General features: G+C 72.2%; 6 protein-coding genes. 5 read left to right on the top strand and 1 reads right to left on the bottom strand.

Annotated elements, in window-relative coordinates; all coding sequences use genetic code 11:
• The first annotated feature begins 6 nt into the window (after positions 1–6).
• From ACFWNV_RS28410 to ACFWNV_RS28420, 3 genes are all read left to right on the top strand, one after another.
• Positions 7–2,103 carry an ATP-binding cassette domain-containing protein gene (locus tag ACFWNV_RS28410; protein WP_383952507.1) on the top strand — a complete coding sequence of 699 codons (2,097 nt, stop codon included), beginning with the start codon at positions 7–9 and terminating at the stop codon, positions 2,101–2,103.
• Entirely contained in the window at positions 2,100–2,969 is an 870-nt protein-coding gene (locus ACFWNV_RS28415) for an ECF transporter S component (RefSeq protein WP_383952509.1), read from the top strand. Before ACFWNV_RS28410 ends, ACFWNV_RS28415 begins: the two co-directional genes overlap by 4 nt.
• 333 nt (positions 2,970–3,302) lie before the next feature.
• Positions 3,303–3,707 carry a transglycosylase SLT domain-containing protein gene (locus ACFWNV_RS28420; RefSeq protein WP_383952511.1) on the top strand — a complete coding sequence of 135 codons (405 nt, stop codon included), beginning with the start codon at positions 3,303–3,305 and terminating at the stop codon, positions 3,705–3,707.
• Positions 3,708–3,918: 211 nt separating this feature from the next.
• Here the strand turns inward: ACFWNV_RS28420 and ACFWNV_RS28425 are convergent, their stop codons facing one another.
• Complete coding sequence (locus ACFWNV_RS28425; protein ID WP_383952513.1) at positions 3,919–5,088, bottom strand: steroid 3-ketoacyl-CoA thiolase; 1,170 nt, start codon at positions 5,086–5,088, stop codon at positions 3,919–3,921.
• 275 nt (positions 5,089–5,363) lie between these two features.
• Between ACFWNV_RS28425 and ACFWNV_RS28430 the strand changes: the two genes are divergently transcribed.
• A complete protein-coding gene (locus ACFWNV_RS28430; RefSeq protein WP_383952515.1) occupies positions 5,364–6,608 on the top strand; it encodes a cytochrome P450 in 1,245 nt (414 codons plus the stop codon).
• Between the two features lie 158 nt (positions 6,609–6,766).
• On the top strand, positions 6,767–7,132 hold the full coding sequence (locus ACFWNV_RS28435) for a DUF6193 family natural product biosynthesis protein (RefSeq protein ID WP_383952517.1): 366 nt from the start codon (positions 6,767–6,769) through the stop codon (positions 7,130–7,132).
• Positions 7,133–7,167: the final 35 nt, after the last annotated feature.

Genomic DNA, 7,167 nt, shown 5'->3' on the forward strand with positions numbered 1-7,167 from the left:
AGCCCCGTGATCCACTTCGAAGACGTATCGGTGACGTACGAGGGTGCGACCGCCCCCTCCCTCTCCCACGCCGATTTCACGCTCCCGGAAGGCGAGCTGACCCTCCTGGTCGGCCCGTCCGGCGTCGGCAAGTCCACCCTCCTCGGGGCCGTCTCGGGCCTGGTCCCGCACTTCACCGGAGGCACCCTCAAGGGCCGGGTCACGGTCGCCGGCCGGGACACCCGCACGCACAAGCCGCGGGAGCTCGCGGACGTGGTCGGCACGGTCGGCCAGGACCCGCTGGCCCACTTCGTGACGGACGTCGTCGAGGACGAGCTCGCCTACGGCATGGAATCCCTGGGCCTGGCGCCCTCCGTCATGCGCCGCCGCGTCGAGGAAACCCTCGACCTCCTCGGCCTGAACGAACTCCGCGACCGTCCCATCGCCACCCTGTCCGGAGGCCAGCAGCAGCGGGTGGCGATCGGTTCGGTCCTGACCCCGCACCCGAAGGTCCTGGTCCTGGACGAGCCGACCTCGGCCCTCGACCCCGCGGCGGCGGAGGAGGTCCTGGCCGTCCTGCAACGCCTGGTCCACGACCTGGGCACGACCGTCCTGATGGCGGAACACCGCCTGGAACGCGTGGTCCAGTACGCCGACCGCGTCCTGCTCCTCCCCTCCCCCGGCCAACCCCCCGTCCTGGGCACCCCCTCCGCCATCATGGCCGTCTCCCCGGTCCACCCCCCGGTAGTAGCCCTGGGCCGCCTGGCCAACTGGTCCCCCCTCCCCCTCTCCATCCGCGACGCCCGCCGCCAAGCCACCCCCCTCCTGACCCACCTGACCTCCCTCCCGGCCCCGCCGACACCACCGACCCCGGCGCTTCGGGACGCCGGCACGGCGGGGGCGGAGCTCCCGGCGGGGGCCGGGGCGCAGCCCGAGGCCGGGGCGCAGCCCGAGGCCGGGGCGCAGCCCGAGGCCGGGGCGCAGCTCCCGGCGGGTGCCGCGGTGCAGCCCCACGTGCGGTCCGGGGCGCAGCTCCCGGCGGGTGCCGGGGCGCAGCCCCGCGAGGGGTCCGGGGCGCAGCCCCGGGGAACGGGCGAAGGGTGGGTAGGGGACGGCCGCCCGCAGGGCCCGGGCCCCCGCCCCGGCCTGCTCGCCCGGCTGCGCCGCCACCGCGGCCACGGCCGTCCCGCCCCCCGGCCGGCCCAGGCCACCGCACCCCCGGCCACGGTCAACGGAGTCTCCCTCCGCCGCGGCCGCGCCGAAGTCCTCCGCGACATCACCCTCACCGTGGCGAAGGGCGAGACCATCGCCCTGATGGGCCGCAACGGCGCCGGGAAGTCGACCCTCCTCGCCACCCTCGTCGGCACGCTGGAGCCCACCACCGGCCAGGTCACGGTCAGCGGCCGCACCCCCCACCGCACGCCGCCGCCCGAGATGGTGACCCGCGTCGGCCTGGTCCCCCAGGAGCCCCGCGACCTCCTCTACGCCGACACCGTCGCCGCCGAGTGCACCGCCGCCGACCACGACGCCGGCCAGGCGCCCGGCACCTGCCGCGCCCTCGTCGCCGCGCTCCTGCCCGACGTCCCCGACGACACCCACCCGCGCGACCTCTCGGAGGGCCAGCGCCTGGCCCTCGCCCTGGCGCTGGTCCTGACCGGCCGCCCGGCCCTGCTGCTCCTCGACGAACCGACCCGCGGGCTGGACTACGCCGCCAAGGCCCGCCTGGTGGAGATCCTGCGCGGGCTCGCCGCCGACGGCCATGCCATCGTGCTGGCCACGCACGACGTGGAGCTCGCCGCCGAGCTGGCCCACCGTGTGGTGATCCTGGCCGGCGGGGAGGTCGTCGCGGACGGCCCGACCGCCGAGGTCGTCGTCTCCTCCCCCGCCTTCGCCCCGCAGGTGGCCAAGATCCTGGCCCCGGGCCACTGGCTCACGGTCTCCCAGGTCGAAGCGGCCCTCTCCATCGAGTCGGGACCCCCCACCGAGTCGGCACCCTCCACCGGTCCGGCCGACTCCACCGGCTCAGCCCCCTCCGCCACGGCGGCCGACTCCACCGGTCCGGCCCCCTCCGCGGCGGCCGACTCCACGGGCTCACCCCCCTCCCCCCAGGCGGCCGGCTCATGACCAGCACCCCCCGTTCCCGCCCCCTCCGCATCGGCCCCCGCGCCGCCACCGCCCTGGTCCTCGTCTCCCTCATCGGTATCGCCGCCTTCGGCTGGCCGCTGCTCGCCGGCCGCCAGTCCGGTTTCGCCCACTCCCACGACGCCCCCTGGCTGTTCGCCGCCCTGCTCCCGCTCCTCGTCGGTGTGGTCGTCGCGACCATCGCCGACGACGGCATGGACGCGAAGGCCGTCGCGATGCTCGGTGTACTGGCCGCGGTCGGGGCCGCCCTGCGCCCGCTCGGGGCGGGCACGGCCGGTCTGGAGCCGATGTTCTTCCTGATGGTGCTGAGCGGCCGCGTCCTCGGCCCGGGCTTCGGTTTCGTCCTGGGCGGGGTCACGATGTTCGCGTCGGCCCTGCTCACGGGTGGTGTCGGGCCGTGGATGCCGTTCCAGATGCTGGCCATGGGCTGGTTCTCGCTGGGGGCCGGGCTGCTGCCGGGTCCGGACCGGATCCGGGGGCGGGCCGAGCTGGCGATGCTCGCGCTGTACGGGTTCCTCGGCTCGTTCGCGTACGGCACGATCATGAACCTGCAGGGCTGGGTCATCATCCAGGGCATGGGCCAGGGCATCTCCTTCCACCCCGGGGACCCGCTCCCGGCGAACCTCGCGCGCTTCCTCGCGTACTGCCTGGCGACCTCGGTGGGCTGGGACCTGGGGCGGGCCGCGCTGACCGTCGTACTGACCCTCACGCTCGGCGCGACCCTGCTGAAGGCGTTGCGGCGGGCCACCCGAAAAGCGGCGTTCGATGCGCCGGTGGCCTTCGATCCAGGGGCTACCAACACACCCGAACCTTCCCCCGAAAGGGATACGTCCGGCCACGGAGGGTGAGATCCGGGGCCCTCGGCGGTGACCCGCCCCACAGGACCTTGGTCACCTACGAACCGGGATAGTAGTCCTTAAGCGACCCCCACCCGCCCCCTCGCACCGATACCCACCTGCACCGATACCCGCCCAGTCGGAGGGGGGCCGTTCCGCCCGGGCTGCGAGGACCACTAGTAAGAGGGGTCGTTGCCAGGCGTCCGGGACCCCCGTAGAACTGGATGAGTCGCAGGGCGGACGGAGATCCCCCGGATCCCCGCTCCCGCCGACGAACCCCTCTCCTTCACGTGAGTGGCTCCGGCATGCCTGCGACAGTCCCTGTCCCCGTTGAAAGGTCCGTCCGTGTCCAACACCGTCATCCGCCGCATCGCCGCTTCGAAGAAGACCCTCGCGGGTACCGTCCTCGCCCTGGGCGTCGCCGGTTCCATGCTGGCCGCGGTTCCCGCGCAGGCCGCCCCGATGAGCGCCAAGACGATCGCCCAGCAGATGATCAAGGACCCGGCGCAGTTCGCGGCCTTCAACAACATCGTGTCCCGCGAGAGCGGCTGGGACCACACCGCCACGAACTCCTCCTCGGGCGCCTACGGCCTGGTCCAGGCCCTGCCGGCCTCGAAGATGTCCTCGGCGGGCTCGGACTGGAAGACCAACCCGGCCACCCAGATCAAGTGGGGCCTGGACTACATGAACTCCCGCTACGGCAGCCCCGCCGGCGCCTGGACCTTCTGGCAGAACCACCACTGGTACTAAACCCACCAGCGGCACCAGCCAAAGCAGGACCAGAGCAGCACCACGGCACCACCGCACCACCGCACCACCGCAGCACCGCACCACCGCACCACCGCACCAGCGCACCAGCGCACCAGCACATGCGAAGGCCCCGGCGTCCGACCTCCCCAGGTCCGGCCACCGGGGCCTTCGCGATCCCATCCCACAGGGTCCAAAGGCGGTGCAGCAGGTGCTACAGCCGCTGGATGATGGTGCCCGTCGCCAGCGCGCCGCCCGCGCACATGGTGATCAGGGCGAACTCCTTGTCCCGGCGCTCCAGCTCGTGCAGCGCGGTGGTGATCAGGCGGGCTCCGGTCGCGCCGACGGGGTGGCCGAGCGCGATGCCGCCCCCGTTGACGTTGACCTTCTCCAGGTCCTGGTCGAAGACCTGGGCCCAGCTGAGGACGACGGAGGCGAAGGCCTCGTTGATCTCGACGTGGTCGATGTCCTTCAGGGACATGCCGGCCTTGCCCAGCACCGCCCGCGTCGCGTCGATCGGCCCGTCCAGGTGGAAGTGCGGGTCGGAGCCGACCAGCGTCTGGGCGACGATCCGGGCGCGCGGCCGCAGCTTGAGCGCGCGGGCCATCTTGCGGGAGGCCCACATCACGGCGGCGGCCCCGTCGGATATCTGCGAGGAGTTGCCGGCGGTGTGCACGGCGGTCGGCATGACCGGCTTGAGCCGGGCGAGGCCCTCCATGGAGGTGTCGCGCAGGCCCTCGTCGCGGTCGACCAGCCGCCACATCCCCTGGCCGGCGGCCTGCTCCGCTTCGGTGGTGGGCACCTGCACGGCGAAGGTCTCCCGCTTGAACCGCTCCTCGGCCCACGCGGCGGCGGCCCGCTCCTGGGACAGGACGCCGAGGCGGTCCACGTCCTCGCGGGTCAGGCCCCGGTGCCGGGCGATGCGCTCGGCGGCCTCGAACTGGTTCGGGAGGTCGACGTTCCACTCGTCCGGGAAGGGCTTGCCCGGACCGTGCTTGGAGCCGGAGCCGAGCGGGACGCGGGTCATGGCCTCGACCCCGCAGGCGATGCCGATGTCCATGACACCGCCGGAGATCATGTTGGCGACCATGTGGTTGGCCTGCTGGGAGCTGCCGCACTGACAGTCCACGGTGGTCGCGGCGGTCTCGTACGGGAGGCCCATGGCCAGCCAGGCGTTGCGGGCCGGGTTCATCGACTGCTCGCCGGCGTGGGTGACGGTGCCGCCGACGATCTGCTCCACGCAGTCGGGCTGGATCCCGGTGCGGGCGAGGAGTTCCCGGTAGGTCTCGCCGAGGAGGTAGGCGGGGTGAAGATTGGCGAGCGCGCCCCCGCGCTTGCCGATCGGGGTGCGTACGGCTTCGACGATGACGGGTTCCGCGGCCATGAGCTCGTCCTCTCCTGCTCCTGCGTAGCGCACAGCGCGCATCGGCTAGCGCGCCTCAGCTGACGGGTGGGCCGTCCCGGCGCCCCACCCGAACTAGTACGCGTTCTAGTTCTCCCCGCAGTCTTATGACCAGAACACCCGGTACGCAAGGGTCTTGCACGCGGCTTCCACGGATTCCACACGCAACAGTTGGCGCGGGGCCCCTTGTCACTTCTAGAACTCGTTACTACCTTCAAGCCAACTTCTGATGGGCCGTCAGACTTTGGAGTCGCCCGATGACCTGCCCCGCGCTGCCCGAAGGCTTCGACGCCACCGACCCGGACGTGCTCCAAGACCGGGTCCCCTACCCCGAGTTCGCGCAGTTGCGGCAGACCGCACCCGTGTGGTGGTGCCCGCAGCCGCGGGGCATCACCGGCTTCGACGACGAGGGGTACTGGGCCGTCACCCGGCACGCGGACGTCAAGTACATCTCCACGCACCCGGAGTTGTTCTCCTCCACCACGAACACGGCGATCATCCGCTTCAACGAGCACATCCAGCGCGATGCGATAGATGCCCAGCGACTGATCATGTTGAACATGGATCCGCCGGAACACACCCGCGTACGCCAGATCGTGCAGCGCGGCTTCACCCCGCGGGCCATCCGCGGGCTGGAGGACGCCCTGCGCGACCGGGCCCGCAAGATCGTCGCGGAGGCCCTGGCGGCCTCGGCCGACGGCAGCTTCGACTTCGTCACCCAGGTCGCGTGCGAGCTGCCGCTCCAGGCCATCGCCGAGCTGATCGGCGTACCGCAGGAGGACCGCTCCCGGATCTTCGACTGGTCGAACAAGATGATCGCCTACGACGACCCGGAGTACGCGATCACCGCCGAGGTCGGCGGCAACGCGGCGGCGGAACTCATCGGCTACGCGATGAACCTGTCCGCCGCCCGCAAGGAATGTCCGGCCAAGGACATCGTCACGCAGCTCGTCGCCGCCGAGGGCCAGGGCAACCTGGGCTCGGACGAGTTCGGCTTCTTCGTCCTCCTGCTGGCGGTCGCGGGCAACGAGACCACCCGCAACGCCATCAGCCACGGCATGCACGCCTTCCTGACCCACCCCGAGCAGTGGGAGCTCTACAAGCGCACCCGGCCCTCCACCGCCGCCGAGGAGATCGTCCGCTGGGCCACCCCCGTGGTGTCCTTCCAGCGCACCGCCACCCAGGACACCGAACTGGGCGGGCAGAAGATCAAGGCCGGCGACCGCGTCGGCATGTTCTACTCCTCCGCCAACCACGACCCCGAGGTCTTCACCGACCCCGACCGCTTCGACATCACCCGCGACCCGAACCCGCACCTGGGCTTCGGCGGCGGCGGCCCGCACTTCTGCCTCGGCAAATCGCTGGCCATCATGGAGATCGACCTGATGTTCAACGCCCTCGCCGACGCCCTGCCCGACCTGCGCCTCGTCGGCGACGGCCCGCGCCGGCTGCGCGCGGCCTGGCTGAACGGCATCAAGGAACTCCGGGTCAGCCACGGCTGACGACCACAACTGACCCGTGATCCAGGACGGCAGGGGCTCCACCTCCCACGCCCCGCCCCTGCCGTCCCTCGGTTGTTACCGGCCGGTCGCCGGTCGTTACCGTCTCGCCACCTGCGCGATCATTGCCCTGGCGCCGAACGGGACCCCAGACTGCCCGGATGAACCTCGATGACCCCAGCGCGAGACGGTGGCAGCGGCTGCCCACGACGTGGCAGCGGATGGTCGATCTCGGCGGCGGATCCGAGCCCATGAGCCAGGGCGTCCTGGCCCTCATCGAGGCCGCCCGCGAGGAGCCGGAACTACGCCGGCTCTACCCGTACACCAGCCACTTCACCCTGTGGTTCAGCGCCTCCACCGGCCACCCCTTCGCCGTGACCGCCCCGGCCGTGGAACCCCTCCCCGACGGCCGCTTCCGCGTCCGCGGCCCCCGCCAAACCACCGTCCTCGGCGAAGCCGAAACGGCCCGAGCGGCAATAGCGCTGGTCGTGGCCAACCTCCCCAAACCCAGCCCCTCCGGCGTTTGAGGAGCGGGGGTCCGGGGGCTGGCCCCCGGCAACGG

The sequence above is a fragment of the Streptomyces sp. NPDC058401 genome (assembly GCF_042722885.1).
Taxonomy (GTDB): Bacteria; Actinomycetota; Actinomycetes; order Streptomycetales; family Streptomycetaceae; genus Streptomyces.